The organism is Allobosea sp. 05L423, from assembly GCF_056397745.1.
In genome coordinates, this window is the sequence record NZ_JBFTOA010000006.1 from 158,774 (window position 1) to 185,525 (window position 26,752).

33 protein-coding genes are annotated in these 26,752 nt (G+C 65.7%); 11 read left to right on the forward strand and 22 right to left on the reverse strand.

Features of this window, described 5'->3' with window-relative positions; translation table 11 throughout:
• Positions 1-82 precede the first annotated feature (82 nt).
• From AC1DNE_RS16760 to AC1DNE_RS16780, 5 genes are all read right to left on the reverse strand, one after another.
• A complete protein-coding gene (locus AC1DNE_RS16760; protein ID WP_441471493.1) occupies positions 83-1,207 on the reverse strand; it encodes an anhydro-N-acetylmuramic acid kinase in 1,125 nt (374 codons plus the stop codon).
• The gene (locus tag AC1DNE_RS16765; protein ID WP_441471494.1) at positions 1,204-1,515 is read right to left on the reverse strand and encodes a DUF1330 domain-containing protein; all 312 of its coding nucleotides are present in this window, start codon (positions 1,513-1,515) and stop codon (positions 1,204-1,206) included. The genes AC1DNE_RS16760 and AC1DNE_RS16765 overlap by 4 nt, the downstream gene beginning before the upstream one ends.
• A 3-nt stretch (positions 1,516-1,518) precedes the next feature.
• Positions 1,519-1,806 (reverse strand): DUF1330 domain-containing protein, encoded by a 288-nt coding sequence (locus AC1DNE_RS16770; protein WP_441471495.1) that lies wholly within the window; start codon positions 1,804-1,806, stop codon positions 1,519-1,521.
• 38 nt (positions 1,807-1,844) lie between these two features.
• Entirely contained in the window at positions 1,845-2,552 is a 708-nt protein-coding gene (gene pyrF, locus AC1DNE_RS16775) for an orotidine-5'-phosphate decarboxylase (RefSeq protein WP_441471496.1), read from the reverse strand.
• A 141-nt stretch (positions 2,553-2,693) separates the two neighbouring features.
• Complete coding sequence (locus tag AC1DNE_RS16780) at positions 2,694-3,029, reverse strand: hypothetical protein (RefSeq protein ID WP_441471497.1); 336 nt, start codon at positions 3,027-3,029, stop codon at positions 2,694-2,696.
• A gap of 666 nt (positions 3,030-3,695) precedes the next feature.
• On the opposite strand from AC1DNE_RS16780, the gene AC1DNE_RS16785 reads away from it, so the two are divergent.
• Entirely contained in the window at positions 3,696-5,483 is a 1,788-nt protein-coding gene (locus tag AC1DNE_RS16785) for a peptide ABC transporter substrate-binding protein (RefSeq protein ID WP_476766134.1), read from the forward strand.
• A 146-nt stretch (positions 5,484-5,629) separates the two neighbouring features.
• On the opposite strand, the gene AC1DNE_RS16790 is transcribed toward AC1DNE_RS16785, so the two are convergent.
• On the reverse strand, positions 5,630-5,989 hold the full coding sequence (locus AC1DNE_RS16790; RefSeq protein ID WP_476766815.1) for a hypothetical protein: 360 nt from the start codon (positions 5,987-5,989) through the stop codon (positions 5,630-5,632).
• A gap of 248 nt (positions 5,990-6,237) precedes the next feature.
• Here AC1DNE_RS16790 and AC1DNE_RS16795 point away from each other — a divergent pair, with 248 nt between their 5' ends.
• Positions 6,238-6,453, forward strand: a complete 216-nt coding sequence (locus AC1DNE_RS16795; protein WP_476766816.1) for a hypothetical protein — start codon at positions 6,238-6,240, stop codon at positions 6,451-6,453.
• 332 nt (positions 6,454-6,785) lie between these two features.
• Here AC1DNE_RS16795 and AC1DNE_RS16800 read toward each other — a convergent pair whose 3' ends face one another.
• Entirely contained in the window at positions 6,786-7,271 is a 486-nt protein-coding gene (locus AC1DNE_RS16800; protein ID WP_476766817.1) for a hypothetical protein, read from the reverse strand.
• A 253-nt stretch (positions 7,272-7,524) separates the two neighbouring features.
• Between AC1DNE_RS16800 and AC1DNE_RS16805 the strand changes: the two genes are divergently transcribed.
• Complete coding sequence (locus tag AC1DNE_RS16805; RefSeq protein ID WP_476841127.1) at positions 7,525-8,289, forward strand: TSUP family transporter; 765 nt, start codon at positions 7,525-7,527, stop codon at positions 8,287-8,289.
• Positions 8,290-8,314: 25 nt separating this feature from the next.
• On the opposite strand, the gene AC1DNE_RS16810 is transcribed toward AC1DNE_RS16805, so the two are convergent.
• From AC1DNE_RS16810 to epmA, 3 genes are read right to left on the reverse strand one after another with little or no spacing between them, the layout of a single operon-like run.
• A complete protein-coding gene (locus AC1DNE_RS16810) occupies positions 8,315-9,028 on the reverse strand; it encodes a DsbA family oxidoreductase (RefSeq protein WP_476766819.1) in 714 nt (237 codons plus the stop codon).
• Positions 8,997-10,064 (reverse strand): lysine-2,3-aminomutase-like protein, encoded by a 1,068-nt coding sequence (locus AC1DNE_RS16815; protein WP_476766820.1) that lies wholly within the window; start codon positions 10,062-10,064, stop codon positions 8,997-8,999. Before AC1DNE_RS16815 ends, AC1DNE_RS16810 begins: the two co-directional genes overlap by 32 nt.
• Positions 10,061-11,125 (reverse strand): EF-P lysine aminoacylase EpmA, encoded by a 1,065-nt coding sequence (gene epmA, locus AC1DNE_RS16820; protein WP_441471505.1) that lies wholly within the window; start codon positions 11,123-11,125, stop codon positions 10,061-10,063. The genes AC1DNE_RS16815 and epmA overlap by 4 nt, the downstream gene beginning before the upstream one ends.
• A 117-nt stretch (positions 11,126-11,242) precedes the next feature.
• Here epmA and efp point away from each other — a divergent pair, with 117 nt between their 5' ends.
• The 4 genes from efp (at position 11,243) to AC1DNE_RS16840 (ending at position 13,680) form a co-directional block, all read left to right on the forward strand.
• A complete protein-coding gene (efp, locus tag AC1DNE_RS16825; protein WP_441471506.1) occupies positions 11,243-11,812 on the forward strand; it encodes an elongation factor P in 570 nt (189 codons plus the stop codon).
• An 89-nt stretch (positions 11,813-11,901) separates the two neighbouring features.
• On the forward strand, positions 11,902-12,420 hold the full coding sequence (locus AC1DNE_RS16830; protein ID WP_441471507.1) for a DUF1993 domain-containing protein: 519 nt from the start codon (positions 11,902-11,904) through the stop codon (positions 12,418-12,420).
• A gap of 19 nt (positions 12,421-12,439) precedes the next feature.
• Complete coding sequence (locus tag AC1DNE_RS16835; protein WP_441471508.1) at positions 12,440-12,919, forward strand: GNAT family N-acetyltransferase; 480 nt, start codon at positions 12,440-12,442, stop codon at positions 12,917-12,919.
• A 281-nt stretch (positions 12,920-13,200) separates the two neighbouring features.
• Positions 13,201-13,680: a hypothetical protein gene (locus tag AC1DNE_RS16840; protein WP_441471509.1), complete on the forward strand. Its 480-nt coding sequence runs from the start codon at positions 13,201-13,203 to the stop codon at positions 13,678-13,680.
• 196 nt (positions 13,681-13,876) lie between these two features.
• On the opposite strand, the gene AC1DNE_RS16845 is transcribed toward AC1DNE_RS16840, so the two are convergent.
• Both AC1DNE_RS16845 and AC1DNE_RS16850 read right to left on the reverse strand, forming a co-directional pair.
• Positions 13,877-14,398, reverse strand: a complete 522-nt coding sequence (locus tag AC1DNE_RS16845; protein ID WP_441471510.1) for a rhodanese-like domain-containing protein — start codon at positions 14,396-14,398, stop codon at positions 13,877-13,879.
• Entirely contained in the window at positions 14,395-14,727 is a 333-nt protein-coding gene (locus AC1DNE_RS16850; protein WP_441471511.1) for an ArsR/SmtB family transcription factor, read from the reverse strand. Before AC1DNE_RS16850 ends, AC1DNE_RS16845 begins: the two co-directional genes overlap by 4 nt.
• A 48-nt stretch (positions 14,728-14,775) precedes the next feature.
• On the opposite strand from AC1DNE_RS16850, the gene AC1DNE_RS16855 reads away from it, so the two are divergent.
• The gene (locus AC1DNE_RS16855; RefSeq protein ID WP_441471512.1) at positions 14,776-15,126 is read left to right on the forward strand and encodes a carboxymuconolactone decarboxylase family protein; all 351 of its coding nucleotides are present in this window, start codon (positions 14,776-14,778) and stop codon (positions 15,124-15,126) included.
• Between the two features lie 150 nt (positions 15,127-15,276).
• Here AC1DNE_RS16855 and AC1DNE_RS16860 read toward each other — a convergent pair whose 3' ends face one another.
• The 10 genes from AC1DNE_RS16860 to AC1DNE_RS16905 form a co-directional block, all read right to left on the reverse strand.
• Entirely contained in the window at positions 15,277-15,933 is a 657-nt protein-coding gene (locus AC1DNE_RS16860; protein WP_476766821.1) for an MBL fold metallo-hydrolase, read from the reverse strand.
• 35 nt (positions 15,934-15,968) lie between these two features.
• The gene (locus tag AC1DNE_RS16865) at positions 15,969-16,298 is read right to left on the reverse strand and encodes a hypothetical protein (RefSeq protein WP_476766822.1); all 330 of its coding nucleotides are present in this window, start codon (positions 16,296-16,298) and stop codon (positions 15,969-15,971) included.
• A complete protein-coding gene (locus AC1DNE_RS16870; protein WP_441471515.1) occupies positions 16,295-17,911 on the reverse strand; it encodes a fumarate hydratase in 1,617 nt (538 codons plus the stop codon). The genes AC1DNE_RS16865 and AC1DNE_RS16870 overlap by 4 nt, the downstream gene beginning before the upstream one ends.
• Before the next feature lie 167 nt (positions 17,912-18,078).
• The gene (gene ptsN / locus AC1DNE_RS16875) at positions 18,079-18,546 is read right to left on the reverse strand and encodes a PTS IIA-like nitrogen regulatory protein PtsN (RefSeq protein ID WP_441471516.1); all 468 of its coding nucleotides are present in this window, start codon (positions 18,544-18,546) and stop codon (positions 18,079-18,081) included.
• A gap of 86 nt (positions 18,547-18,632) precedes the next feature.
• Positions 18,633-19,259 carry a ribosome hibernation-promoting factor, HPF/YfiA family gene (gene hpf / locus AC1DNE_RS16880; RefSeq protein WP_441471517.1) on the reverse strand — a complete coding sequence of 209 codons (627 nt, stop codon included), beginning with the start codon at positions 19,257-19,259 and terminating at the stop codon, positions 18,633-18,635.
• An 88-nt stretch (positions 19,260-19,347) separates the two neighbouring features.
• On the reverse strand, positions 19,348-20,880 hold the full coding sequence (gene rpoN / locus AC1DNE_RS16885) for an RNA polymerase factor sigma-54 (protein WP_476766843.1): 1,533 nt from the start codon (positions 20,878-20,880) through the stop codon (positions 19,348-19,350).
• Between the two features lie 162 nt (positions 20,881-21,042).
• Entirely contained in the window at positions 21,043-21,891 is an 849-nt protein-coding gene (gene lptB, locus AC1DNE_RS16890; RefSeq protein WP_441471519.1) for an LPS export ABC transporter ATP-binding protein, read from the reverse strand.
• Positions 21,892-21,946: 55 nt separating this feature from the next.
• Positions 21,947-22,645 (reverse strand): LptA/OstA family protein, encoded by a 699-nt coding sequence (locus AC1DNE_RS16895; RefSeq protein WP_441471520.1) that lies wholly within the window; start codon positions 22,643-22,645, stop codon positions 21,947-21,949.
• A 1-nt stretch (position 22,646) separates the two neighbouring features.
• On the reverse strand, positions 22,647-23,423 hold the full coding sequence (gene lptC / locus AC1DNE_RS16900; RefSeq protein WP_476766823.1) for an LPS export ABC transporter periplasmic protein LptC: 777 nt from the start codon (positions 23,421-23,423) through the stop codon (positions 22,647-22,649).
• A gap of 157 nt (positions 23,424-23,580) precedes the next feature.
• Complete coding sequence (locus tag AC1DNE_RS16905; RefSeq protein WP_476766824.1) at positions 23,581-24,195, reverse strand: ribonuclease D; 615 nt, start codon at positions 24,193-24,195, stop codon at positions 23,581-23,583.
• A 234-nt stretch (positions 24,196-24,429) separates the two neighbouring features.
• Between AC1DNE_RS16905 and AC1DNE_RS16910 the strand changes: the two genes are divergently transcribed.
• The 3 genes from AC1DNE_RS16910 to AC1DNE_RS16920 all read left to right on the forward strand — a co-directional run bounded on the left by AC1DNE_RS16910 (position 24,430) and on the right by AC1DNE_RS16920 (position 26,745).
• Complete coding sequence (locus tag AC1DNE_RS16910) at positions 24,430-24,855, forward strand: DUF805 domain-containing protein (protein ID WP_476766825.1); 426 nt, start codon at positions 24,430-24,432, stop codon at positions 24,853-24,855.
• Between the two features lie 25 nt (positions 24,856-24,880).
• Entirely contained in the window at positions 24,881-26,092 is a 1,212-nt protein-coding gene (dapE, locus tag AC1DNE_RS16915; protein WP_476766826.1) for a succinyl-diaminopimelate desuccinylase, read from the forward strand.
• A 68-nt stretch (positions 26,093-26,160) separates the two neighbouring features.
• Positions 26,161-26,745 (forward strand): hypothetical protein, encoded by a 585-nt coding sequence (locus AC1DNE_RS16920; RefSeq protein ID WP_441471525.1) that lies wholly within the window; start codon positions 26,161-26,163, stop codon positions 26,743-26,745.
• The last annotated feature ends 7 nt before the right edge of the window (positions 26,746-26,752 follow it).

Here is a 26,752-nt window from a genome sequence, read left to right on the forward strand (position 1 = left end):
TCTCGCCGCTCACCCGGCGCAAATGTAGGCAGAGCTCGCTCGGCGCCTCATCCTTCAAATGACGGAGGCATGACAGCCATGCTCAATTACGCGCTATGGGCCGGTGAAGCTCGCCTCCCGTCATCGGCAGCGGCACACCCGTCGTGGAGGGCAGGCTGAGTGGCAGACCCTTGACCGAACGGATCGCGAAATAGGCGAAGATCTGCGCTTCGAGCGCATCGCCGTCCCACCCTACAACCTCGACAGGGTCGACGGGCACGCCGAGCCGCTGACCGAGCCGCGCCATGAAATGCCGGTTCAGCCGCCCGCCGCCGCCGACGAGCCAGCGCTTGGGCGCGCGCGGCACATGGCGCAGCGCCGCCACGATGCTCTCGACGGTGAAGGCCGCCAGCGTCGCTGCGCCATCGGCATCCGAGAGCCCCTCGACAACCTGGGCGCGGCGATGGAAATCGTTGCGATCGAGCGACTTCGGCGCCGGCCGGTCGAAGAAGGGATTGGCCATGAAGCTGGCCACCAGGTCGACATGAATGCGCCCGCTCGCCGCCAGCATGCCGTCGGCATCATAGGGGCGGCCGAGCCGGCGCAGGACGAAATCATCGAGAATCGCGCTCGCCGGGCCGGTATCGAAGGCGATGACGGTTTCGCCGTCGATATAGGTGACGTTCCCCACGCCGCCGAGATTCAGCACCATCACCGGCTGCCCCAGCCGCTGCGCCAGGGCGCGGTGATAGAGCGGCGCGAAGGGCGCCCCCTCGCCGCCGGCCGCAACATCGGCATGGCGGAAGCGGTCGACGGCGGGGATGCCGAGCGCATCGGCCACCGCCTGCCCGTCGATGAGCTGCCGGGTGAAGCGCCGTTCCGGCCGATGGTAGATCGTCTGGCCATGCAGACCGACGAGATCGAGATCCGACCAGCCGAGGTTCTGGTCGGCAACGTAACTGCGGATGGCGGCGAGATGGTCGGCCGTCACCGCGGCTTCGAGCGCGACGAGCGGCTCGGCCGAGGCGCGCTCGGCATCGGCGATGACGGCCTGCAGCGCGCGGCGCGTCTCGTCGCGATAGGGATAGGAGACGCCCGCCCCGAAAGCGACGGCATCGCGCCCGTCGCTCGTCACCAGCGACACGTCGATGGCGTCCATCGAAGTGCCGCTGATCACGCCGATGGCGGTCAGCGTCTCGCGTGCGAGATCGCGTTCAGGCGAACTCATTCGCCCGGCTGCGGGCCTTCATAGCCGCCGATGATGATGAGGTCGGACTTGCCGGCGGCGCTCAGATGCTTCATCGCCTCCTGGTATTCCGGCGAGGCGTAGCAGGCGCGCGCCGTCGCCTCGTCCTTGAACTCGATGACGACGTTGTGCTTGCGGCCTTCGCCGCGGGCGAGCTTATACTCGCCGCCGCGGACGAGGAACTTCGCGCCGTATTTGGCGAAGGCTACGGCGTTCAGCGAACGATAGCGGGCATAGGCCTCCTCGTTCTCGACATCGACGCGCGCGACCCAATAGCCCTTGGCGGCCATGGCTCAGATCCCCTCGACGGCGACGAGATCGATCTCGCCGGCGCCCTCGCGCAGCTTGCGAGCCTCCGCATATTCCGGCGAGAAGAGATAGGCCCTGGCCGTCTCGAAATCCTTGAACTCGATGACGACGTTGCGGGCGCGCCCCTCACCCTCGCCGACCGTCATCTGCCCGCCGCGCACGACCGGCACGCCGCCGAACTGCTTGATCACTTCGGTGGAACGAGCGGCATAGGCCCCCCATTTGGTGGCGTCGGTGACCTTGGCGCGGCCGATGACATATCCCTTGGGCATGGTGCAATCCGTTGGCTGAATCGGTTCCGGGCCGGAGCTTACGAAGCTGCGACGATCTCGTCCATGACCGCGCCAGCCGCGGCGCGCGGGTCTGCCGCGCGGATGATGGGACGCCCGACCACGAGATGGTCGGCGCCGACGCGGATCGCCTCGGCCGGGGTGAGCGTGCGCTTCTGGTCGCCGGCGGCGCTGCCGGAGGGGCGGATGCCCGGCGTGACGATGACCATGTCGGGCCCGATGACCTCTCGCACGATCTCCGTCTCCGCAGCCGAGCAGACGATGCCGTCGATGCCGGCTGTCCGCGCCTGCTCGGCGCGCAGGCGCACGAGATCGCGCACCGCCAGCCCATAGCCGGCATCGCGCAGGTCGCTGTCGTCATAGGAGGTCAGCGCGGTGACCGCGAGCAGCTTGAGCGCCGCATCGCCGCGGCCCTCGACGGCACCGCGCATGGTCTGCGGATAGGCGTGTACGGTGAGGAAGGTGACGCCGAGCTTGGTCAGCGATTCCACGCCTTCGCTCACGGTGTTGCCGATGTCGTGGAGCTTGAGGTCGAGGAAGACCTTCTTGCCCTCGGCAACGAGCTGGCGTGCGAGATCGAGCCCGCCGGCGAAGGCGAGGCGATAGCCGATCTTGTAGAAGGTGACGCCGTCGCCGAGCGTAGAGACGAGGCGGTAGGCATCCCACACGGTAGGCACGTCGAGGGCGACGATCAGGCGGTCGCGGACATCGTTGATCTTCTGCATCATCCACCGGCTCCCTGCGTTTTGCGGGAAGGCGCACGATTCGAAGCCGGATGCAAGCGAGCCCTCCGTGAGCGCCGGCCCCCGCGGGAAGCGGCGCGGAGGATCAGTTCCCTCCGCGCGGGAGCCCCAATTGGAGGCTACCGATCACCAACGCTCGTAGCCGCGCCCATAGCCATAACCGGGACGCGGGCCAGGACGGGGACCATAGCCGGGGCCGTAGCCGGGGTGGGGCCGCGGGCCGTAGCCGCGCCCGTATCCGGGCCTACCGCGGCCGTGCTGCTGCTGGCGCATGGTTTCCTGCATGATCATCAGCCTGCGCTCCTTGGCGGCAGTCATGCTGTACTCGACCGGCTGCCTATCGAGGCCGGAGGCAACGCCCGCAGGCAAATCCTGGGCGCTGGCCGCCATGGGCGAGGCGATCACCGCGCCAGCGATCGCAAAAGCACCGGCAATGGTCAAAAAATAGGTCGCTTGCTTCATCTGGTATCCAATCCTCAGGCCGCGTTGCGGCGAACCGCACCAACGTAGTCCTAGCTGGATTGTTCCAACATTGTTGGCAACCCACCCATGCCACTCACGCCTTGTGCGCTGCAGCATAAATGCCCATATTCGTGAAGCCCAAGGCACCCTCCCTCACAACTGAAAGGAGAGATCTGATGCTGGAACGGCACGATTCCGACTGCGCATGCGAGACACAAAGCGAGCGTCGGGAGGATTGCGAGGAGCAGCGGGACGACAAGGAGTTCTCGCCTCGCACCTATCAAGAAGGCTTCTGGAGCTAAGCTTCCATGACAAAAGCGGAGGGCTGACCGGCCCTCCGCCGGTGTACCGGACGCGAGCCTTGCTGGGGCTCCCTTGGGTGCCGGCACGCGCCTCTCCCGCCGGTCGCTCCCTCCGTAGACAATGGCATCCCGACGCCAGTGCTGCACCGCACATGGCCATGGCGCCCAAGGGAATGCGGACAACTGCCATGCGCCGCAAGCAACCCTACCATCCCATCAAAACGCCTTAAGATGGGCTTAAGGTCGCGGCCCGTACGAGATGAGTCGCGATCAAGGCATTACCGTGCCTTGGACTCAGTAAAAACAAGGCTGATACTGATCTATTTCTGGTCGATATCTAGCCGGCGTAATGCGAAGGTCAGTTATGAGCAGTCAATATATCCAGGGAATGGTCGATAATCTGAAAGAGGGCCGCCTGTCGCGGCGCTCCTTCATGCAGCGGATGGCTGCGCTGGGCATCGCCGCCCCGATCGCGAGCCAGATCCTGGCATGGAACGATGTGGCGATGGCGAACGCCACGCTCGAATACAAGCCGACCAAGGCCGGTGGCGGCGGTCCGCTGAAGATGCTGCTCTGGCAGGCCCCGACCCTGCTCAACCCGCATTTCGCCTCCGGCACCAAGGACCAGATCGCCTCGCGCGTTTTCTACGAGCCGCTCGCCGGCTGGGACAAGGAAGGCAACCTCACCCCGCAGCTTGCTGCTGAAGTCCCGACCCGCGCCAATGGCGGCCTCTCGGAGGACGGCACCACCGTCACCTGGAAGCTGAAGCCGGGCGTGAAGTGGCATGACGGCAAGCCGCTCACCGCCGACGACGTCGTCTTCACCTGGGAATACGCTGCCGATCCGGCGACGGCCGCCTACACCACCGGTGCCTACAAGGACATCAAGGTCGAGAAGGTCGACGACCTCACCGTCAAGGTGATCTTCGCCAAGCCGACCCCGTTCTGGGCCGATCCCTTCGTCGGCGTCGCCGGCATGATCATTCCGAAGCATCATTTCGGCGACTACAAGGGCGCCAAGTCGCGCGAGGCGCCGGCGAACCTGAAGCCGGTCGGCACCGGCCCCTACAAGTTCGCGGACTTCAAGCCGGGCGACATCCTCACCGGCACCCTGAACCCCGACTACCACGTCAAGAACCAGCCGCATTTCGACACGTTCGAGATCAAGGGCGGCGGTGACGCGGTCTCGGCAGCGCGCGCCGTGCTCCAGACCGGCGAATACGACTATGCCTGGGACACGCTGGTCGAGGACGAAGTCCTCAAGCGCATGGAAACCGGTGGCCGCGGCAAGATCAGCGCAGCGGCGGCTGGCGACATCGAGTTCATCACGCTGAACACGACCGATCCGTGGACCGAGGTCGACGGCGAGCGCTCGAGCGTCAAGACCAAGCACCCGACGCTGTCGGATCCGGCCGTCCGCCAGGCGATCAACCTGCTGATCGACCGCGACTCGATCCAGAAGTTCATCTATGGCCGCGCCGGCAGCGCCACGGCGAGCTTCGTCAACGAGCCCAAGCAGTTCAAGTCGCAGAAGCTGAAGTACGAGTTCAGCATCGACAAGGCCAACAAGATCCTCGACGACGCCGGTTGGAAGAAGGGCGCCGACGGCATCCGCGAGAAGGATGGCAAGAAGCTCAAATACGTCTACCAGACCTCGATCAACGCCCCGCGCCAGAAGGTCCAGGCCATCATCAAGCAGGCCTGCCAGCGCGCCGGCATCGACCTCGAGCTCAAGTCGGTCACGGCTTCGGTGTTCTTCTCGTCGGATGTCGCCAACCCCGACACCTACACCAAGCTCTATGTCGACATGGAGATGTACACGACCACGCAGCCGCAGCCCGATCCGGAGCGCTTCCTCAACCAGTTCGTCTCCTGGGAAGTCGCCAACAAGGAGAACAAGTGGCTGGGCCGCAACGTCTCGCGCTATACCGATCCGGCTGCCGACGAGGCCTACAAGGCCGCCCAGAAGGAACTCGACCCGGCCAAGCGCGCCGCGCTGCTGATCAAGGTCAACGAGATCTTCTGCGAGGCCAACGTCATCCTGCCGATCCTGTCGCGCAAGAAGGTCGTCGCAGCGGCGAACAACCTCTCCCACGACCATTCCGGCTGGGACGTCGACACCTGGAACCTCGCGGCCTGGTATCGCAGCTAAGAGCTGAGCAGCCCTTCGCGGAGAGATGATCTCCGTGAAGGGCCTGCCGATAAATCGATGCCCCGCCTGCGCATGCCGGCGGGGCATTTCTATTGGGCCATGAGTGTCAAGCCGTTTTGACGAATGTCGCTTAAGGATCAGAAACGTCAATCAGGAAAGCGCGTCTCGCAGTGTTTAATATAGGTGGCGAATATACGAGGGTCCATGGTGGGCTCCATGCGGACCAAAGAATCGACATGCTTCTGCATATGCGCCTCTGCTTCGAGCTTTGTCTTACCTCGTCGAGCGAACTCTGCCTCCGCCATGACAAAGAGCCTCTGCGCCTTGCCCTGGAATTTTGCTGACTCTTTGCTCTTGCCCGCATCGGCGTATGCCTGTCCAACAATCGCAAACGCCGACCCGCACTGGAAAGCCGCCTCATTCGGCCGCATCACGTCGAGTTTCTGTTGCGCTAGACAGGTAGTCGGGACAGCAAGAGCGCCGACCAAAGCCGTAATGAGCCGCATATGCCCCCCTTTAATGCCAAGCATTTAGGCATGCAGGCATTAGGTCCGCAACTGATGGTCGAAAGCTTCCTGTCCCGCCAGGTCTCTTGCTTCTCTCCAAAGTCGGCGCTTTGGCCGCTTCATGGTTGGGTCCGACGAGTGATGGATCAAGCTTTTCGCGAAGAGACCCTCTGTCCCTTTTTCATGCTTGCGGACCGCGATCTGGCTCCTAAATCTGTTGGCATCGAGGGCTTGGGGGAGCAGGAGACGTGCCATTCTCATCGCTGAATGATCCTGTTGACCTCGCTCGCGCGCAGGCAGCGCTGGAAGCTGCCTGGCAGGACGTCAAACCGGCCAATATCAACGTGTTTGACGAGCGAGGGCGGACCAGACTGGCCTATATCGTCGCAGCGCTGGTCGCGGTCGCAGAAGACGAGGACGATCTGAGGCGGCGCGCGGTCGAGCGATATCGCCACACAACCTGACGATCGAAGGCCCCGGCCCATGGGGGACTTTCCGATCTATCGCCCTTGGCCCTGGCCGGCCGCGGCCGGGAGCGGCGGCGCGATGCGCGCGGGAAACTGCAGCGATACCGCACCCACAAGCGCAACGAGCCCGATGACCGCGAGCCAAAGCCAAAAATCCAGAGGCGGTTTCCTACGAGGAGGCATACCTTAGGAAGCCCGGATCGCAGGGGTTGTTCCTTACCAAGTGATTTCCCGGGCAGAAGGCCGCAGCAGGGACTGCCTGCGACTGGCCAATGCGTCGATCGGAGACACCTCTGCAGGCTGGACCACGCCGAATGCCGATCAGCTCGTCACTCGACCGGCGTGCACTCCATCCGCACGCGCTCGCCGGGCTGGCTCGCTGTCTGACAGCTCACCCTGGCCGGCAGTAGCGGCGAGGCCGTCGGCGTCGATCCCGTCGGTGCGGCCGTCTTGACCGGAGTCACCACGGCAGCTGGGATGATGACGGGGACCGGAGCCAGCGTCGCAGGCCGGGTGCGCGACGAGGCCAGCTGCGGCGCGTGGTGGAGGACGGGCTTGGGCTTCGGTTGGGGCCGGACCGCTGGCAGCACCGGCGGCTCCTCGACCGGCTCGGTTACCTGAGGCGGGTTCTGCGCGGTGACGACGGCCGGCGGAGGCTGTTCGGGAGACGCGCGCCACGGCGTCCACGAACTCAGCCGCGTGAAGGCCTCCATAGTCGGCCGAGTGATCGTCTCGGCGGTCGGCATCGACTGCATGCAGCCGGAAAGCGCAAAGCCGAAAATACATACGGCTGCGCGGTTCGGGATCGACAGCATCTTCGCCGCTCCTGCTGTAGATTGATCGCGAGCGGGCCGATGGTGCCCGCCCTGCCCCCGTCGAGTCAACCTTTGGCCGCATTCGCGGGAGGCAGAACGGTCGCGGGCGTGGCCTGATCGCAACGCAACCGCGACAACGCCATGACAGGGCGATGGCGATCCGCCAGCGCACATCAGCTTTGCCGGAAAACGGATTCCGGCGGAGGCGCCGATGCTTTAGGGCTCGCGCTCCGTTCTCTGGAGACAGCCGACGATGTCCGTGGCCGCGCTGATCGGCTTCCTGCTGCTGACCGGCGTTGCCGCCTATGCCCAGACGCTGACGGGCTTCGCCTTCGGCCTGATCACCATGGGCGGTGTCGGACTGTCCGGGCTGATCTCGCTGCCCGACGCAGCGATGCTCGTCAGCCTGCTGACCCTGGTCAACGCGACGCAAATGCTGCTGAAGGGCTGGCGCGACGTCGCCTGGCGCGAATTCTGGATGGTGATGGCCGCGAGCCTGCCCGCGCTCTTCATCGGCTACCGGTTGCTCGAATGGCTGGCCGACAGCCAGGCCGATCTGCTGAGGCTGGCCCTCGGCTTCGTCATCATCGTCTCGAGCCTGCAGCTCGCGCGCAAGCCACATCCGCGGGAGCGGCTGTCCGGCGCGCCGAGCTTCCTGTTCTTCGGCAGCGTCGCCGGGCTGATGGGCGGGATGTTCTCGACCTCCGGCCCGCCGCTGGTCTACCACTTCTACCGGCAGCCGATGACGCTGGTGACGATCCGCGAGACGCTGGTGACGGTGTTCGCCCTCAATGCGCTCTGCCGCACCGGGCTGGTGGCTGCATCAGGCCACATCCCCTCGCCCTCGGTCCTCTCGGGGCTACTCGCCGTGCCGGTCGTCATGGCCGCGACGCATCTCGCTCGGCGCTATCCACCCGCCATCTCGCCAACGGCGCTGCGGCGGATCGTCTTCATCCTGCTGTTCCTGTCGGGCGTTGCGCTCGCGGCGCCGGGCCTGGTTCATCTGGCGCGCGCCTGACGGCGCGCCCCAGGATCACGGCCGCTCAGAACTGCGGCATCTCCGGCTGCTGCTGCGCTGCCAGAACCTGCTGGAAGGCCTGAGCCCAGACCTCCGGCGGCTGCGCGCCCGAAATTGCGAGCTTGCCGTCGACGATGAAGAAGGGCACGCCGTTGACGCCGACCTTGCGGGCGTGATCCTCCAGCCCGATCACGGTCTCGCGCAGCTCGTCATTGGCGAGTTCGTCGCGGGCGGCCTGCTCGTCGAAACCCTGTTCGACGGCGATCTGGACCAGCGTCTCGATATCGCCAATGTCGCGCCCATCCTGCCAATAGGCCTTGAACAGGGCGGCTGCCATATCGCCGCCGCGCTGCACCGTCGAGGCAGCCGCGATCAGCATATGGGCCATGCGCGTGTTGACGCTCTTCGTCACCTTCGCCCAGTTGAAGGTGACGCCGCTCTCCAGCGCCGCTTCCGACAGCCGCAGCTCGATTTCCTTGCGCTTGCCCGGGCCGAACTTGGCCTCCAGATACTGCGTGCGGTCCATGCCCTCATCGGGCATGTCCGGGTTGAGCTCATAGGGCAGCCAGGTGATGGCGAAGCGCTCGGTCAGCCCATGGCGGGCAAGCGCCGTCTCCAGCCGCGTCTTGCCGATGAAGCACCACGGACAGGCAATGTCCGAGACGATCACGAGCGGCAGCTTGTCCTGCATGTCGATGTCCTTCGTATCAGGCGGGCGGATAGCGATGTTGCCCGCCATGTCGGTCTTCGGCGATGGCTTCCGCACCCGGCATCTCGCAACCGGAGAGGAAGGAAGGGCCGACCGGAATCTTGCCGGCGCCGCCGGGGATGTCGAGGATATAGGTCGGCTGGCACAGCCCCGAAAGGTGTCCGCGCAGGCTTTTGACCAGGGCCTGCCCCTCCTCCAGCGTCAGGCGGAAATGCGAGGTGCCTGGCGCGAGGTCGGGATGGTGCAGGTAATAGGGCTTGATCCGGTTCTCGACGAAGGCGCGCATCAGGGCACCCAGCGTCTCGACATCGGCATTGACGCCCTTGAGCAGCACGGACTGGCTGAGCAGCACATGGCCGGCATCGGCCAGCGTCGCGATGGCCGCGCGGGCGTCATCCGTGAACTCGCGCGGATGGTTGGCGTGAACAGCGATATAGCTCGCCTTGCCGGGGATGCGCAGCGCCCTGGCATAGTCCGGCGTGATCCGGCCGGGATCGACGACGGGCACGCGGGTGTGCCAGCGCGCGACCTTGATATGCGGGATGCTGGCAAGGCGCTTGGCGACTTCGCGGATGCGGCGGGCGGAGAGGATGAAGGGATCGCCACCGGTCATGATGACTTCCCAGATCTCGGGATGGGAGGCGAGATAGGCGAGCGCTGCGTCGAGCTTGGCGCCGGTCAGCGCGTCACCGCCCGGGCCGACCATTTCGCGCCGGAAGCAGAAGCGGCAATAAACCGGACAGGCATGGACGAGCTTGAGCAAGGCGCGGTCGGGATAGCGATGCACCACGCCTTCGACCGGCGAATGGGCGTCGTCGCCGATCGGATCGGCCAGTTCCTGCGGCAGCGTGACGAGTTCGGCGGCATCAGGAATGAACTGGCGCGCAATCGGATCGGCCGGGTCCGTGGGATCGACCAGCCCGGCGACGGCTGGTGTCACTGAGACGGCATAGCGCTCCGCCACCTTCTGCAGGGCTTCACGACGCTCGGGCGCGGCAAGCCCGGCCTCGACGAGCGCGTCGATGCTGCGCAGCGGCTGGCCTCCGGGGGGCTGGTGAACGGTCATGCGCCTCCCCTGCCCGGTTCCGCAACCGGCGTCCAGAGCACATCCTCGATCCGACGCGCAGCCGTGCAGAGCATGACGAGCCGGTCGAAGCCGAGCGCAATGCCGGACGCCGCCGGCATCAGCGCCAGCGCTTCCAGGAAATCGGCATCGATCGGATAGCGCTCGCCATAGATGCGCTCCTTCTCGTCCATGTCGGCCTCGAAACGGCGGCGCTGCTCGGCCGGGTCGGTGAGCTCGCCGAAGGCATTGGCGAGCTCGACACCGCAGGCATAGAACTCGAAGCGCTCGGCCACGCGCGGATCGCCGGGCTTCGGCCGGGCGAGCGCGGCCTCGCTGATCGGGTATTCGCAGAGGATCGTGGCACGGCCGCGGCCGAGATGCGGTTCGACGCGCTCGGACAGCACGCGGCTGAAGATGTCCGACCAGCTATCGTCGTCAGCCAGCCGGATGCCGGCGGCGAGCGCCTGAGCGGCCAGCGCGGCGCGGTCCGTCGCGCCGTTGGGCGAGACGGTCGCAAGCAGGTCGATGCCGGCATGGCGCGCGAACGCACCGTGCAGCGTGAGCCGCTCGGGCTCGGCGAGGGGATCAGCCTCGCTGTCGCGCCAGCGCAGCAGGGTCGCCCCGGCGGCGCGGGCCGCCTCGGCCATCAGTGCGGCGCAATCCTGCATCAGCACCGCGTAATCCTCGCCAGCGCGATACCATTCGAGCATCGTAAATTCGGGGTGGTGCAGTGCCGTGCGCTCGCGGTTGCGGAAGACGCGGGCGAAATCGAAGATGCGCGTCTCGCCGGCCGCCAGCAGCTTCTTGGCCGCAAATTCCGGCGAGGTATGCAGGTAATAGGGATGCGACTGCGCGGCATTGTCGATCAGCGTCGTGCCGAAGCCGTGCAGATGCGTCTCGTTGCCGGGCGAGCGCTGCAGGATCGCCGCCTCGACCTCGATGAAGTCGCGCGCCTCGAACCAGCGCCTGAGCGCCGTCTTGATCCGCCCGCGGGCGAGAAGGGCCGGGCGGCGGTCGGCATGAACATCGGGGCGCCAGAACGGCGTGGGGGACGAACTCATCGAATCTCGCGTCGGAACCGTCGGGAAGCTTCCGTTTCGCGCGCGAATGCGGTAGTTGCGCGGCGACAGGAATTCGCATAGCGCGCGAGAACGCCGCGCACCAGCAAGGACATTCACGTGGTCAAGGTCATCGCCTCTTCCGTCCGCAAGGGCAACGTCCTCGAGCTCGACGGGCATCTCTGCACCGTCATTTCGGCCGAGAGCTTCTTCCCCGGCAAGGGCACGCCGACGACGCAGATCGACATGCGCCGCATCGCCGACGGCGTGAAGATGACGCAGCGCTACAAGACGACCGAGCAGGTCGAGCGCGCCTATGTCGAAGACCGCGACTTCACCTATCTCTATCAGGACGGCGAACAGTACGTCTTCATGAACCCGGAGACCTACGACCAGATCCATGTCGACAAGGACGTCGTGGGCGACGCGGCCCCTTATCTCCAGGAGAACATGAAGGTCTCGCTCTCGGTGTTCGAGGACAAGGCCGTGGCGATCGAGCTGCCGCAGCGCGTCACGCTCGAGGTCGTCGAGACCGAGCCGGTGACCAAGGGCCAGACGGCCTCCTCCTCCTACAAGCCGGCGATCCTCTCCAACGGCGTGCGCAGCGCCGTGCCGCCGCATGTTGGCGTCGGCACCCGCATCGTCGTGATGACGGCCGACGGCTCCTATGTCGAGCGCGCGAAGGATTGATCTGCTGGAGCAGAGCAAGCTGAAAGAATATTCTTTATAACGATGCGCAGCGGGCCCTTTCCGGGCCCGTTGTCGTTTCGAGGTTTCCCATGCCACTCACAGTCCAGGCCGCCGCCCTTTCCGGCTTCGTGCAGACGCTCAAGGCGCTCGACGCCATTCTCGACAAAGCCCTGGAGCAGGCCGAGACCCGCAAGATCCAGCCCGAAGTGCTGCTGACGGCGCGTCTCGCTCCCGACATGCTGGCCTTCACCCGCCAGATCCAGCTCTGCTGCGATTTCGCCAAGAACGCCGTGGCGCGGCTCTCGGGCGGCGACAACCCGCGCTTCCCCGACGAGGAGAAGAGCTTCCCGGAGCTGAAGGAGCGCATCGCCAAGACGCTGGCCTTCGTCGCCGCCGCCGACAGCGCCGCTCTCGATGCCGGGCTTTCCCGCGAGGTCACCTTCCCGCGTGGCCCCTCGGCAACCGTGACGATGACAGGCGAGGCCTATCTCACCCGCTTCGCCATCCCGAACTTCTATTTCCACGCCACGACGGCCTACGACATCCTGCGCGAGAACGGCTTCCAGATCGGCAAGCAGGACTTCCTGCTCGGCGTCTTCGACGCCTGAGGCTAGAACGGGCCGGGGCATGCCCGCGGCGCCTGCGATCACGATCGAACGCGCCTCTCCCCGGGATGCCGGGGAGATTGCCGCGCTTTATCTGGCCTCGCGCACCGAAGCCCTGCCCTATCTGCGCCGCTGCCATAGCGACGAGGAGATACGGGGCTGGATCGAGGCCGTGAGGCTGCCCACGGGCGAGACCTGGGTCGCACGCGAGGCCGGGCGCATCCTCGGCTTCTTGTCACTCGACGGCGGGGAACTCGACCAGCTCTATCTGCTGCCCGGGCATTTCAGGCGCGGCATCGGCTCGCTCCTGCTTGCCAAGGCCAGAGAACGCAGCCCCGACGGCCTCAGCCTGTTCACTTTCCAGCGGAATACGGCCGCGCGGGCCTTCTATGAACGCCATGGCTTCCGCCTCGTCGATCTCAATGACGGCACGCGCAACGAGGAGGGCGAGCCGGACGCGCTTTACGAGTGGCGGAAATCGTCGGCCACCGAGGGCTTGTAATCGGCGACCAGCCTTCCCATCTCAGGGTCACGATGATGTATCGAGGGCGTTCCACTGCTCTCCATCTTCGTTGAAGACGGCCATGAGCCGAACGTGTGACGCCGGATGTACGCGCGCCCGTTCCGGACATGGCCGTTGGCTTTTAGAATGCCCGTAGCGCCCTGGCGCTGCGGGCTTTTTCTTGCGCCCGGGGACGGAAGCGCGCGCAATGTTCATTGTATGTTCATATCAAAAAGCGCAGATTGAGTGTGAGGCGAGGCTCATTTGATGGGAGGTTCGTCATGATCTCAACCTTCAGCAGCAACAAGATGGTTGTCACGGCTTTCGCCGCGGCAGCGCTCTCCATGGGCGTCATCGCATGGTCGGCCCCCGCCGAGGCGCGGTTCGGTGGCGGCGGCTTTGGCGGTGGCGGCATGGCGTTCCATGGCGGCGGCAGCTTCCATGGTGGCGGCATGGCCTTTCGCGGCGGCGGTGTCCCGATGCGCGGTTTCGGGGGCGGCGGGTTCGCGCGTCAGGGTTTTGCGCGCCCGGCATTCGTGGGCCCCGGCTTCGTCCGGCCAGGCTTTGCCAACCGGGCGGTGTTCTTCCATGACCGGCGGTTCTACAATAACCGCTTCTTCTACGGTCCGGCCTTCGCGTTCGGCGTGGGAGCGCCCTACTACTACAACAGCTATTATGGCGACGACTGCTACTATGTGTGGCGGCGCAGTTTCGATCCGTGGGGCTATGTCGTCGCTCGCCGCGTGCTGGTCTGCCAGTGACACGGCCCTTCACGGGGCGCGACAGCTTCAGCGGCGGCAGCCCGCACCGCCGCGAAGCGATGCGGATGTGCCGGTCACGCTCGCAGTAAGCGATCGTGCGGCGTTTCATCGCGATTGACGACGACCATGAGCCGAACATGGGAGGCCGATGCACGTGCACCGTTCCCGCCGCATGGCCGTTGGCGTTTTGGCGCCGCTATGATGCGGGCGCCGCGCGGTTCCAAGGCATGCGCGCGAGCAGCATGGCCAGTCCGCACCAGCCCGTCGCACCGGCAAAGGCCAGCATCGCCCCCATGATCCCGGCAATGGCGAAAGCCACAGTCAGACCGGCAAAGCCGGCGAGGACCAGGAGCGCGACCATCATTCCGACGATCATCTGAACCTGGCGGAAGATCGACAGCCGCGGACCGGCGTTGCCGACGATCGGCAAGCCAGCGGCCCGCCAGGCGACGATGCCGCCATCGAGGCTGACGCTCTCCGCCCGCTGGGCGGCAAGCGCGCAGGCCTGAGCACTTCGCATACCGCTCTGGCACTGGAAGATCAGCGTCCGGTCGCGGGGCAGTTGCGCCAGCGCGCCCGGCAAGCCGCTCAGCGGCAGGGAGACCGCGAGCGGGATATGGCTGGCGGCAAATTCGGCCGGCTCGCGCACATCGATCAGGAGCGCTTCGCCAGCGGCCAGCTGACGCTGCGCCTCTTGCGGGGAAAGGGAACGGGTCATGATGGCTGCCTTCCGCAGAAGTGGACGTAGAGCACCCCCATCAGCTCCATCACGGCCGGATGGGCGATGAAATAGTGCAGGGTTCGGTGGTCACGCCGGAAATCGACGATGCCCTCCGCCTTCAACTTCGCCAGATGCTGGGACATCGAGGTCTGCGCGATGGCGGTTTCGGCGATCAGTTCGCCGACGCTGCGCTCGCCCTTCGACAAGGCGCAGAGGATCAGCAGTCGCTGCGGATTGGCGAGCCCCTTCAGGAAGCCCGCCACCCCTTCGGCCTTCTCAGCCATCGCCTCGGCCAGCGCCGGCTCTTGCTTCGTTTCATAATTCATGTTTTTATGATATTATAAAAATATAAACTGTCAAGGATCGACATCACCATGAGCAAGGACTACCGCACCATCACCCAGGATATTTCCGCCTATATGCGCGAGCTGCGTGGGCTCCAGCCGGAGGCGATGAAGGGCTTCAGCACCCTCGCGCAGGCGGCCGGCGCCGATGGCGCGCTCGACAAGAAGAGCAAGGAGTTCATCGCGCTCGCCATCGGCATCACGCAGCGCTGCGACGGCTGCATTGGCTTCCATGCCAAAGCCTTGGCCGGGCTCGGCGCCTCGCGCCAGGAGATCGCCGAAGTCGCGGCGATGTCGGTCTATATGGGCGGCGGCCCGGCCCTGATGTATGCCGCGGATGCGCTGCGCGCCTTCGATCAGTTCGCCGCCCCGGCAGCCTGAAGCAGCGCCCGGCCTCTAGGATCTGCTCAGCCCTCGTCCTGAGGAGCCGTTCCGGCAGGAACGGCGTCTCGAATGATGATGGCTCCACACTCCAAAACAGACGCTGGAGCACGCGCCGATCAGGTTGTTTCAACCTGATCGCATCCGGCTCTAGCCCTGCAGGAAGGGGTTGTTCAGCCGCTCCTCGCCCAACGTGCTGGCCTGGCCGTGTCCGGGCAGGAACTGCACGTCGTCACCGAGCGGCAGGAGCTTTTCCCTGATCCCCGAGATCAGCGTCTCGTGATTGCCATAAGGGAAATCGGTGCGGCCGACGGAGCCGGCGAAGACCGTATCGCCGGCGAGCAGGAAGCGCAGATCCTTCTGGAAGAAGGTGACATGGCCCGGCGTATGGCCGGGGACGTGCTGGACCGAGAAGGTCAGGCCGCCGAGCGAGACTTCGTCGCCCTCCTGCAGCCAGCGCGTCGGCTTCACCGCCTTCATGCCGAGGATATCGAAGCGCAGGCCCTGCTCCGGCAGGGCATCGAGCAGGAACCGGTCGGCCTCATGCGGGCCGATGATCGGCAGCGAGAGCGCCTCGGCGAGCTCGGTGGCGCCACCCGCATGGTCGAGATGGCCATGCGTTAGCCAGATCGCGACCGGTGTGACGCCGAGCTCCTTCAGGGCTTCCTGCAAGCGCGGCGCGTCGCCGCCGGGATCGACGATGGCGGCCTGCTTGGTCTTCGTGTCCCAGAGGATGGAGCAGTTCTGCTGGAACGCCGTCACCGGCACGACGGCGATCTGGAGCGGCGCTTCGGGCTGGTCGGTCATCGGAGAGCCTTCGGTTCGAGCGATACGAAAGGGCCTCAGCGCCCGCCGCAGCGATTGGCGAGGAGGGCGCGGTAGTTCACCAACTCGGAATCCATCTCCGCGACATTGCGCTCGCGCTCCGCCCCGCTCTGGCAGGCGGCGAAGACCGAGCGAGCCTTCTGGAGATAGCCGACATGCTCGCGAAAAGCCCGGCACTGGGTCGCCTGATCGGCGCTGGCCGCGGCCGAGAGCCGGGTCTGCTGCAAGCGGAAGCCGGCCTCGTTCTGGAACAGGTCGCGCGAGCAGGTTGCCGGGCGCGGCTGCTGGGCGAGCGCCGGACCGGCAAGCAGAGCCGACAGCAGCGCCAGGATCAGCGCAGTCCTCATCCGAGGTTCAGCTCCTTGAAGAAGTCGTTGCCCTTGTCGTCGATGACGATGAAGGCCGGGAAATCCTCGACCTCGATCTTCCAGACCGCTTCCATGCCGAGTTCCGGATATTCCAGGACCTCGACCTTGCGAATGCAGTCCTGCGCGAGGCGCGCCGCCGGGCCGCCGATCGAGCCGAGATAGAAGCCGCCATGGGCCTTGCAGGCTTCCCGGACCGCTGCGGACCTGTTGCCCTTGGCCAGCATCACCATGGAGCCGCCGAAGGACTGGAACTGGTCGACGAAGGAATCCATGCGGCCGGCCGTGGTCGGGCCGAAGGAGCCGGAGGCGAAACCCTCCGGTGTCTTGGCCGGGCCGGCATAGTAGACGGGATGGTTCTTGAAATACTCGGGCATGCCCTCGCCGCGCTCAAGCCGTTCGCGGATCTTGGCGTGGGCGAGGTCGCGGGCGACGACGATGGTGCCGGTCAGCGACAGGCGGGTCTTGACGGGATGCTTGCTCAGCGTCGCCAGGATCTCGCTCATCGGCTGATTGAGGTCGATCTTCACGACATCGCCGCCGAGCTTCGCCTCGTCGACATCCGGCAGGTATTTCGAGGGGTCCGTCTCCAGCGCCTCGAGGAAGATGCCGTCCTTGGTGATCTTGCCCTTGGCCTGGCGGTCCGCCGAGCAGGAGACGCCGAGCCCGATCGGCAGCGAGGCGCCATGGCGCGGCAGGCGGATGACGCGGACGTCGTGGCAGAAATATTTGCCGCCAAACTGCGCGCCGACGCCGAGCGCCTGCGTCATCTTGTGGACCTCCTCCTCCATCTCAAGGTCGCGGAAGGCATGGCCGGAGGGCGAGCCCTTCGTCGGCAGCGCATCGAGATATTTGGTCGAGGCGAGCTTCACCGTCTTGAGGTTCTGCTCGGCAGAGGTGCCGCCGATGACGATGGCAAGGTGGTAGGGCGGGCAGGCCGCGGTGCCGAGCGTCAGGATCTTCTCCTTCAGGAACGCCATCATGCGGTCCTTGGTGAGAAGCGACGGCGTCGCCTGGTAGAGGAAGGTCTTGTTGGCGGAGCCACCGCCCTTGCAGACGAAGAGGAACTTATAGGCATCCTCGCCCTCGGCGTAGATGTCGATCTGCGCCGGCAGGTTGGTCGCGGTGTTCTTCTCCTCGAACATCGAGAGCGGCGCGAGCTGGGAATAGCGCAGGTTGCGCTTGAGATAGGCGTCATGGACGCCCTCGCCGAGCGCCGATTCGTCGTCGCCGTCAGTCCAGACCTTCCGGCCCTTCTTGCCCATGACGATGGCCGTGCCGGTGTCCTGACACATCGGCAGGACGCCGCCGGCGGCGATATTGGCGTTCTTCAGCAGGTCATAGGCGACGAACTTGTCGTTCGAGGTCGCCTCGGGGTCGTCGAGGATCTTGGCGAGCTGAGCCAGATGGCCCGGGCGCAGCAGGTGGTTGATGTCGATGAAGGCTTGTTCGGAGAGCTTGCGGATCGCCTCGCGGGAGACGCTCAGGACCTCGCGATCACCGACCTTCTCGACGCTGACGCCTTCACTTCCGAGTTTGCGATAGGGCGTCTTGTCCTCACCGAGCGGGAAGAGATCGACATGCGTGTAGGCCATGATCAGCGGCTCCGAAGCGATGAAGCGCTGCGCTCTCGATTTGGGACAGAGACCGCTCCACCGACAGGCTCGCTGTGGATCAGAACGGTCTCCAGCCGGACGCGCGGCGCCGTATGGCCGGCGTCATAGCCCGTCGACCGGCATCGTCCAAGCAGTCTTTAATGAGTTTAAGCGCAGGCGGCCTGAGTGGCCGACTCGGCAAGGATGGCGTGGATCGCCGCCGGGTCACGAATCTTGCGAACCTGCTCCAGCACCGACTGGTTGCGCAGCACGCGCGCAACGCGAGCCAGCGCCTTGAGATGGTCGGCCCCTGCCCCCTCCGGCGCGATCAGCACGAAGATGATGTCGACGGGCTGGCCGTCGAGCGCGTCGAAATCGATCGGCTTCTCGGTGCGGGCGAACAGCCCAACCAGGCGGTCGATGCCGGGCATGCGGCCGTGCGGGATAGCGATGCCGTCGCCGATCCCGGTCGAGCCGAGGCGCTCACGTTGGAGCAGCGCCTCGAAGATCTCTCGATCGGGCAAGCCCGTGAGGGCGGCGGCATGCTGGGCAAGCTCCTGCAGAGCCTGCTTCTTGCTGTTGGCCCGCAGTGGCGAAATCACCGCGGCGGGGCTCAGGAGATCGGTCAGCGTCATTCGCCCGTCCATGCATGTCCCGTGCCGGCCGAAACGCCGTCGGCACGGTTCAAGGTTCGACGGCCGGAGCGGTCGCCCCGCCGGCCTCAGGACAGCGATGCCGGCGGGTCGATCCAGCCGATATTACCGTCGCGGCGGCGGTATACGATGTTCATCCGGCCATTGCCAGCATGGCGGAAGATGATGACGGGCGAACCAGTCAGGTCGAGCTCCGCGACCGCATCGCTGACTGTCAGAACATGCAGCGATTTGGTGGTTTCGGCCACGGTCACCGGGTGATCGCCTGCGGAAACACCGTCGAACTCCTCGATATCGTCATCCGGAGCCGCAATCACATAACTGGGGATTTCGATTCCGGCGTCGCGTCCGTTGGCGGTCGAACGGTCCTTCAGCCGACGCTTGTAGCGTCGCAGCCGCTTCTCGATGCGCTCAGCCATCTTGTCGAGGCTGGCATAGGGATCGTGGGCGGTGGCGGAGGCTTCCAGCGTGATCCCCGAAGAGAGGTGGATGACGGTGTCGGTACGGAAGGCCGTACCGTCCTTGTCGACCGTGACGTGTCCCTGATAGCCGCCCTCGTAGTATTTGCTGACGGCTGCAGCGACCCGCTCTTCGGCCTGGCCGCGCAGGGCCTCGCCGACATCGAGATTCTTGCCGGAGATTCGCAAGCTCATGGACTGCTTCCCCTTGTTTAGCCATGGCCAGTGCTTGGCCATCTCCAAGAGCTAAGAACTGCGAGTCCGGGATGTCAATGTGACAAGGGCAGCATGGCGCCGATGCGCCGGCGTTTTGGAACCAAATTGCTCAACGCCCTGCGGCCGCCATCGCAACCTTCTCCCGCCGCCGCTCCATCGATGAGGGAATGCGCAGCGATTCCCGGTATTTCGCGACGGTGCGCCGGGCGATGTCGATGCCGGTGGCCTTGAGCTTCGTGACGATGGCATCGTCGGAGAGCACGTCGCGCGGACTTTCCTCGTCGATCATCTGCTTGATGCGGAAGCGCACGGCCTCGGCCGAATGCGCCTCGCCATAGCCGGTGGCCGCAATCGCCGCCGAGAAGAAGTACTTCATCTCGAAGACGCCACGCGAGCAGGTCAGGTACTTGTTCGACGTGACGCGCGAGACGGTCGATTCGTGCATGCCGATGGCGTCGGCGACCGTCTTCAGGTTGAGCGGGCGCAGATGCTCGACGCCATAGGCGAAAAAGCCGTCCTGCTGGCGCACGATTTCGCTTGCAACCTTCAGGATCGTACGGGCGCGCTGCTCCAGCGAACGCGTCAGCCAGTTTGCCGTCTGCAGACATTCGGCGATGAAGGCCTTGTCCTCGTCGTTGCGCGCCGCCTTGGAAACGCGGGCATGATAAGTCTGATTGACGAGCAGGCGCGGCAGCGTGTCCGGGTTGAGGTCGATCAGCCAGGAGCCATCGGGCGCAGCGCGGATGAAGACATCCGGAACGACCGTCTCCGCCGCCGAGCCGCCGAAGGCCCGGCCGGGCTTGGGATCGAGCCGGCGGATCTCGGCGACCATGTCGGCGATATCCTCGTCATCGACGCCGCAGACGCGCTTCAGCGCTGCAAAATCGCGCTTGGCGACGAGGTGGAGGTTCGCCAGCAGAGCCTGCATCGCCGGATCGAAGCGGTTGCGGTCGCGCAGCTGGATCGCGAGACATTCGGCAACGTCGCGTGCCGCGACGCCCGAGGGGTCGAAGCTCTGGACGATGCGCAGCACGGCTTCCACTCGCTCCGCGCCGACGCCGAGACGTTCGGCAATGTCCGGGACGGGCTCGGCGAGATAGCCGCTGTCATCGACCGCATCGATGAGGTGGCGGCCGATGATGCGCTCAGCCTGATCGGCAACGGCGAGGTCGAGCTGGGCGCTGAGATGATCGTGCAGCGAGGCTTCGGCCGTCAGCCCGCTCTCGAAGCCTTCCGGCCCGTCCTCAAAGGAGCCGCCGCGCGAGCCATAGGCGCCACCGATCACCGGAAGGCTGTCGGCGCCGCCTGAATCGCTGCGGGCCGTGCTCGGCTGCTCGCTCTGAAAGACATTGTCGAGACCGGTGCCGAGCCGGCCCTCCATCCCCTCCTGGGTATGCAGGCTTTCGGCACGGGCAAAGCTCTCGGGATCGGCAGCATGCAGGCTCTCGGCCTCCGCGCCGCTGCCCAGCGGGGCTTCCGGGCCGTCGTCCCGCTCCAGCAACGGGTTCCGTTCAAGCTCGCCGTCGACGAAGTTCTGGAGTTCCAGATGAGAGAGCTGCAGGAGCTTGATCGCCTGCAGCAACTGCGGCGTCATCACCAGGGACTGGCCCTGACGCAACTCCATGCGCGGCATCATTGCCATGCGCGAAAAGCCCTTCTCGATCACGCGCCGCACGGCACGCTTCTTGCTTGCGAGAGGACCCTAGCGTCTGCTCACCGCCGCGTCAAAGCCCATGCCCCATTCGTGGGCAGGAAATTTGATGCACCGCAGCAAAACGACGCAAATCGAAGCAGGCGCCCCAGGTTAAAGGCGGAAATCCTCGCCGAGATACACACGGCGGACATCGGGATTGGCGATGATCTCGGCCGGCGAGCCTTCCGTCAGCACGCGGCCGGAATGGATGATGTAGGCGCGGTCGACGAGGCCGAGCGTTTCGCGGACGTTGTGATCGGTGATGAGCACGCCGATGCCGCGGTCGGTCAGCTGGCGCACCAGCGCCTGAATGTCGCCGACCGCGATCGGATCGATGCCGGCGAAGGGCTCGTCGAGCAGGATGAAGGAGGGCTTTCCGGCAAGCGCGCGGGCGATCTCGCAGCGACGACGCTCACCACCGGAGAGCGCGATCGACGGCGCCTTGCGCAGCCGCGAAATGGTGAACTCCTCGAGCAGTTGGTCGAGCTGGCGCTCGCGCGCCTTGCGGTCGGGCTCGACCACCTCGAGCACGGAACGGATGTTGTCCTCCACCGACAGTCCGCGGAAGATCGAGGCCTCCTGCGGCAGATAGCCGATACCGAGGCGGGCGCGCTGGTACATCGGCAGCCCGGTGATGTCGTTGCCTTCGAGCGAAATGACACCGAAATCGGCACCGACCAGGCCGGTGATCATGTAGAAGATCGTGGTCTTGCCGGCGCCGTTCGGGCCGAGCAGGCCGACGGCTTCTCCCTGGCGCAGAGAGAGGCTGGCATCCGACACCACGGTGCGGCCGCCATAGCTCTTGCGCAGATTGCTGACGGCGAGGATTCCCGGCCCGCCGATCGCAGCAGCCGTGGCGCCAAACGCGCCCTCGCCTGCGGCGCGGTTTCCGCCGCCAAAAAGCCCGCGCAGGCGGCCGAACACTCCGCCCGGGCTCGGGGCCTGGGTCCGTGCGGGCATGGTGGCGGGGCGAGGTGCTTCGGAGACAGTCACTGCGGCACGATCGGTTGGGGGCTCAGTTGGTCGGCTTGGGGGCCGGCTTGGCGCCCGGCTTGTTCGCGTCGGGCTTGTTCGTATCCGAGTTCGGCACGAAGAAGCCCTGGACGCGGCCGCCCTTGTTGGTCTCGACATTCGCGACGCCGGTGACCGTGTTGTAGGTCAGCTTCTCGCCGCGAGTGATGTTCGGGCCATCGTTCAGGGCGACGTTGCCGGTCATGATCACGACATTGTTTGCGCGGTCGAACTCGGCATTGTCGGAGGTCGCGGCCTGGGTCTTGGACACGACCGTCACCGGCCCCTTGCAGAGGATGCGCTTGATCGAGCTGTCATTGCTGTTCGGCGCGGCCGGAGTCGCGGCAGCGGGCTTGGCAGCGCCAGCGCCGCCCTGGCCGCCGGCACGCCCTTCGTAGAGCACGGTCATCACCGAACAGCGAACCGTGGTCTCGCCCTGAACCGCCACGACATTGCCGGTGAAGACGGCCTTGTTCTCCTTGTCGAGCACATCGAGCTTGTCGGCATCGATCTTGATCGGCTCCTTGCTGTCGCCGCCGAGACCGCCGAGCGGAGAAGAGGCATTGCCGCCGCGCGCCTTGCCCTGCGCGGCCTGCGCAAGAGCCGCCTGCGGGGCTGCTGCCATGGCGAAGCCCGCGGCCAACAGCAAGGCGGCAGCGCGGAATTCCTTGGCGAAACGGAAACTGTGGCTTGCCGTGCTCATGTCACTGTCTCTTCCCGTTGCCAGCATCGTTGGCGGGCGTGTCGCCTGCCGGAGCCACCCGATTCGCGTTCAGCAGTTCCAGCATCGGCGTGCTGCCCTCGCGCTCGGGCCCGGCGATCGTACCTGCTGGCGCGTTCCTGATGAAGACCCGGACTCGCCCCTCGAAGACGATCAACTCGCCATTGTTCTTCACGTCAAGCGTGTTGGCGTCCACCGTCGTCTCGCCGAGAGAGACCTTGACCGGCTCCTGCGAAGTCACGGCGCCGGATTTGAAGTCGATATCGGCCGTCTTCATCTGCATGTCGTGGCCGCTCTCGGTACGAACCTTCACGTCGTCGACGAGCTTGAGCTTTTCCTTCTGCGTATCGAACAGTCCGGTCTTCGCATTGACCGTCACCCAGCCCTCGCGCTCCATCTGGATGCGCGCGGTCAAGATCTGCAGCTCGATTTGCGTCGGATTCTTGATTTCCTGAAAGGCGTTCTCGGCCGTGACCTGATAGGGCCGGTTATTCTTGCGGTAGCCGGAGAGCTTCGGCGTCTCCATCCGGACCTTGCCGCCGGTGATGCCGACCGAACTGACCGAGACATTGGCGAGCTTGCCGCGGAGCGGATTGAGGAAGGGGACGACGACCAGCGCAACCACCAGCGTCACCGCGGTCACAGGGATCAGCTTGCGCAGGATGTGAACGGCCCGGGTGTGACGGCGCGCGGCAGCAAAGGCCGCACGGCGGCGCAGCGCCTGCGCGGAAATCCTCCCCGCCGGGTCGTTCAAGGTCATTGCCACAGTCATGCCCCGCGCAATGGCAGCCGCTCACGGCTTTTTCGTGTCGCCGGGCGAACCGCAACGCGCCCCCGCGCCGCTCGCTCCAGACCGGACGGGCGCGCCCCTTGCGCCAATCTTCGCGGCAGACTGACGCAAGAACCCTTCGAAATTGTCAAGTGTGAGCGAAGATGTCGGTCTCGCTCCAGCCGGCCAGATCGAGCTCCGCACGGTAAGGCAGGAACTTGAAGCAGGCCTGGGCGAGATCGCCGCGACCCTCGCGCGCCAGCATCGCCTCGAGCTTGGCGTGGAGCGCGTGCAGGTGCAGCACGTCGGAGGCTGCGTAAGCGAGCTGGGCCTCGCTGAGCGTATCCGCCCCCCAGTCGGAAGATTGCTGCTGTTTCGAGAGCTCGACGCCGAGCAGCTCGCGCACCAGATCCTTCAGTCCGTGACGATCCGTGTAGGTGCGGGTCAGCTTCGAGGCGATCTTGGTGCAGTAGACCGGAGTCGTGACCACTCCGAAAGCGTGGCGCAACACCGCAACGTCGAAGCGCGCGAAGTGGAAGAGCTTCAGCACGGCCGGATCTTCGAGCAGGCGGATCAGGTTCTTGGGCCGCTCGCCACCCTTCAGGATCTGGACGACGTCCGCCGTACCGTCACCACGCGAGAGCTGGACCACGCAAAGCCGATCGCGATGCGGGTTGAGGCCGAGCGTCTCGGTGTCGATCGCGACGCTCGAGCCGGCCTCATAACCGTCAGGCAGATCGCCGCGATGAAAACGGATGGTCATGCTCGAAACCTCACTCGGGCCGCGCTGAGGCGCCCTTCAACGGTACCCACGGAATGGAACGGCGGCAGACCGCGCCGCAACGACGCGCCTTCCGCAGCTAGCGACCCCGTATCGCCGGTTCAAGCCTTTTCTGATTTGGCACAACTGGCTGACCACACCGTTAACCTTTTATTCACTATAAGCTTCAAGCTTTCGTTAAGACATGCGAAAAGGGGCGGCAACGGAGCGCGACGCATGTCCCCGATTCGCCTTTTCTGCGATCTCGATGGCCGCATCGGTTTGCGCGCCTTCTGGCTCGGCAGTGCCGTCGTGGCGCTCACGCTGTTTGCGCTGCAAAGGATCCTGCCCCAGCTGATGGTTCCTCAGACCGCGCGAACCGTCCTCGCCTTCGCGAACGCCTTCGCGCTGTTTCCCTGGGCGGCGCTGGCCGCCAAGCGCGCCGCCGACCGGGGCGGCAGCTCGCTCTTCGGCGTCTTGCTGGTCTGCGCGATCGTGCTGCCGGAGTACCTGCGGTTCTACATGCCATTCGGCTGGCGCCCTTCACTGGAAGCGATCTCGACCATCGCGTGGGTCGTCGCTTTCATCGATCTCGGTCTGATGCCTTCAGCCCGGAACGAGCCGGCAGAAGCGCTGGTCGCGGTCGAGGCCGGTTCCCGCTAGGCCGAAAGCGCGCTAAAGCGGCGGCATGACGAACGCACCTGCCGCTTCAGCCCCTGCCCTTTCCTTCGACCCGGCCGATCCGGCTGCGCTCACGCAGGCGCTGGTACGCTGCCCCTCCGTCACGCCGCAGGAAGGCGGCGCGCTCGCCCTGCTCGCCTCCGTTCTGGTGGCCGAGGGCTATGAGGTGCAGCGCCCGGTCTTCAGCGAGCCGGGCACGCCGGATGTCGAGAATCTCTATGCCCGCATCGGTAACCGGGCCCCGGTCTTCGTCATCGCCGGGCATACCGACGTCGTGCCCGTCGGCGATGAGGCCGCCTGGACACGCGCGCCCTTCGATGGCGCGATCGAGAACGGCATCCTTTATGGACGCGGCGCCTGCGACATGAAGGGCGGGCTCGCCGCCATGGTCTCGGCTGCGATCCGTTATCGCCGCGAGAATCCCGATGCGCCCGGCTCGATCGCCTTTCTCGTCACCGGCGACGAAGAGGGACCAGCCGTCAACGGCACGGTGAAGCTGCTGCAATGGGCGCATGAGCGCGGCGAGCGCTTCGACCACTGTATCCTCGGCGAGCCGACAAATCCGGCGACGATGAGCGACATGATCAAGATCGGCCGTCGCGGCTCGCTGACCGGCAAGCTCACCGTCCACGGCATCCAGGGCCATGTCGGCTACCCGCATCTCGCCGACAATCCGATCCGCGGCATGGTCCGGCTGCTGGCGGCGCTCGACGCCACCCCTCTCGACGCCGGTACCGAGCATTTCGACCCGAGCAACCTCGAAGTGACGACGCTCGATGTCGGCAACCCCGCGACGAACGTCATCCCCGCCCAGGCCAGGGCCGTCTTCAACATCCGCTTCAACGACGTCTGGACGCCGGAGACCCTCGCGGCAGAGCTTGACCGGCGCCTGCGGGAGGCGGCGGGCAACACCGTGCGCTACGAGATCGACTTCCAGCCGACCAATGCCGTCGCCTTCCTGACCGAACCCGGCCCCTTCGTAGCCATGGTCGCGGATGCCGTCGCCGCCGAGACCGGCAAGCGGCCGCAGCTTTCGACGACCGGCGGCACCTCCGACGCCCGGTTCATCAAGAGCTATTGCCCCGTTGTCGAATACGGTGTCGTCGGCAAGACGATGCACCAGATCGACGAATGCGTTGCCGTCGCGGACCTCGCTGCGCTTGAGCGGATCACGCATCGGTTACTCGCCAGCTATTTTGCAGCGCAACACAAGGCTTGACGCGCCGGAACCACGGGTCATTATCCGCCTTAGACGAAAGTCTAAGATCGCAGATGATGGAGACCGTGATGAGGCTCGCCGCCGACGACATCGCGCGCTCGCTGCGCGGTTCCTGGCACTTGATGACCCGCGGCACAGAGGCGCTTTCCGAACTCGACCTCAGCCGGGACGGATTCTGGCGCTCCTATCTCGCCTTCGCATTGATGCTGCCGGCAACGATCGCAATCCTCGCCGCGACGCGCCTGATGGCCGGGCTGCCGAACAGCGCCGGCCTCTTCACCGCCCCCGCGCTCGTGCTGGCGGTCATCGGCGCGCTCTGTCTCGCCATCCTCGCCGTGCCGGCCCTGCTGATCGCGCTGCGGCCCGAACTGGCGCAGGCGCCGCGCTTCACCAGCTTCGTCATCGCCTGGAATTGGGCCGGCATCGTCTCGGCCAGCCTGATGGCGGTTCCGGCTGCCGTCTTCGCACTCGGCTGGTCGACACCGCAGCTCGCGATGGTGCAGTCCGCTTTCTTCGCCGCGATCGTGCTCAGGCTGCGCTATTGCGTGGCGCGCGCCGCCTTCGGGCCGGAGGGACGCGCCATCGCGCTGCCGCTGGTCATCGCCAGCGTCGTGCTCGACTATGGCGTGATCCAGCTGTTCGACCTGTTCTGAGCCGGCC